General features: G+C 29.6%; 3 protein-coding genes. 2 read left to right on the top strand and 1 reads right to left on the bottom strand.

Going from position 1 to position 1,997, the window contains the following annotated elements:
- Positions 1-80: 80 nt before the first annotated feature.
- The gene (locus CLOBL_RS27125; RefSeq protein WP_077861832.1) at positions 81-620 is read left to right on the top strand and encodes a hypothetical protein; all 540 of its coding nucleotides are present in this window, start codon (positions 81-83) and stop codon (positions 618-620) included.
- Between the two features lie 100 nt (positions 621-720).
- Positions 721-921 (top strand): YvrJ family protein, encoded by a 201-nt coding sequence (locus CLOBL_RS27120; protein ID WP_077861831.1) that lies wholly within the window; start codon positions 721-723, stop codon positions 919-921.
- 151 nt (positions 922-1,072) lie between these two features.
- On the opposite strand, the gene CLOBL_RS27115 is transcribed toward CLOBL_RS27120, so the two are convergent.
- Positions 1,073-1,858 (bottom strand): phosphorylase, encoded by a 786-nt coding sequence (locus CLOBL_RS27115; RefSeq protein ID WP_077861830.1) that lies wholly within the window; start codon positions 1,856-1,858, stop codon positions 1,073-1,075.
- Between the last annotated feature and the right edge of the window lie 139 nt (positions 1,859-1,997).

Below are 1,997 nucleotides of genomic sequence, written 5' to 3'. Positions count from 1 at the left end.
TATTTATGGTAAACCATATTAGAATATACAGCAATTTAGCATATATTCTAAGCAATAAATACTAGTAAAGGAGAACTCTCATGGCTAAGAGAAAACAAAATGCACCACTTAAAAATGATTTTGCTCCTGATGAAAATGAAGAAGTAATAGGTTTTACCTCAGGACCACTTGCAGCTGGTAACTGTATATCATCTTTTTCTTTTGATGATGAAGCTGATGATATTAATGTAATTGATGCTGCTAAAAACTCTTCTGTCCTGAATAATACTTCTACCTTCTCTTCATCTGATACAAATAAAAGATCTATCTCTATAGCTGAAACTCAAATACCTAAGAATAATATTACACCTAAAAATTTCACTAAAACTTTTGATATATCTGATGATAAAATCATTTCAGATAACAGAAAGACTCCAGTTGCAAATGGCATGGCACCACCTATTAATGGTGAATACCTTGATACAAAAAGAACCTATATGCTTAGAGCTTCTACTGTTAGAAAAATTAATGAACTAAAGAGCATACATCCTGATTTAAATACTTATGTAAGTACAATAGTTGATCTGGCTATAGCTAACTATTATAATCACATAGTTAATGAAGGCGGCTCTCAGCAATAACACTATAAAGCCTTTATTCATAAATATTGTTTAATTATTTATCTTCCTTATTGTGACTTATTAATTTTCATCATATACCCTATATAGGAGGTGAACGATTATGGATTTAAATGAATTAGTTAATTCAATGGTTAATAATGGTTTTGCAATAGCTGTTGCGGCATATTTGTTAATCCGGTTAGAAAAACAGATTGACAACCTATCAACATCAATAAATAAATTAAATACCATAATATCTGCAAAACTTGGAGTAGCTATTGATACAGATAGTTCAGATGATGATTCTCATAAGGTTGCTTGAGAAAAAGACGATAAACATTATTTTTTCAATGTTTATCGCCTTTAAATTTATTTCTGTTTTTAATTTAGTTACTTAAATTCTTAATATATTAAATATTAAAATTGAGTAGACAAATTGGAATTTGTTCATTAATTGTAACCTTTTATTGTACTCAAATAATACTATAAATTATTTGAGGTACTATCTCTTTTATTACCCTTTTTCTATACATATGTTCCTCTTCAGTTCTTCCGCTATATAATGATTTATTTATCATTGAATTATCAGAAACATTAAAAATAGCTACTGTAGCTATTTTACATATTGAGCCAGCCTTAAATGCAGCCGCAGTCTCCATTTCAATAGTTTTGCAAGGAAATTCCATTATACTATCTAAATGCGCAAACTGAGCAAATATAGTATCTACGCTAAAATTATTAACTATAGCATAACTTACATCATTTTCTTTACATATTTTTTCTGTATTACTAATTAGAACTTGATTAAGTTGATTATCTGGATAGTATTTTTCGCCAAAGCAATCTTTATTTATATCTTTCTCCAAGTATCTGCACACCCCATCTCCACATATAGATAAATTGGGAATTACAATATCACCAATTCCTATTTTTGAATCTAGAGCACCAACTGAACCAATAAAAATAATTTTCTTGCATTTAGTATTACCTAAAGCCAATATTGCATCTGTACATACACTTGCACCGATACCTGTTTTTATAAATGTAACGTTTTTACCAAACAAAGTGCAATCCCACACCTTGACAGATTTATCTACAATCAAATCCCCGTCTATACCATCTAGTTTACTTGGTTCCCACCAAGGCGCTATAATAACAGTCTCTCTAATCAACTCATTAGTACACCCTAGTACAGACTGGCAAAGCATTTCTTTAGATGTACCATATTTTCTATGTCCTTCTATTAAAAAATTATACATACTTCCCCCTTAATTGATATAACTAATTTATTTACAAATTACAATTTGTTGATTTCGGGTTATGCTCATAATTTTTCCAATATATCATAACTCAATGTACGAAATACTTGACAATACTTTTGAAATCCCTCCTGCCCAA

Source organism: Clostridium sp. BL-8, from assembly GCF_002006495.1.
In the GTDB taxonomy this organism is placed as follows: domain Bacteria; phylum Bacillota; class Clostridia; order Clostridiales; family Clostridiaceae; genus Clostridium.
Note: the sequence above shows the minus strand (reverse complement) of the source record. Positions and strands in the feature narration are given on the sequence as shown.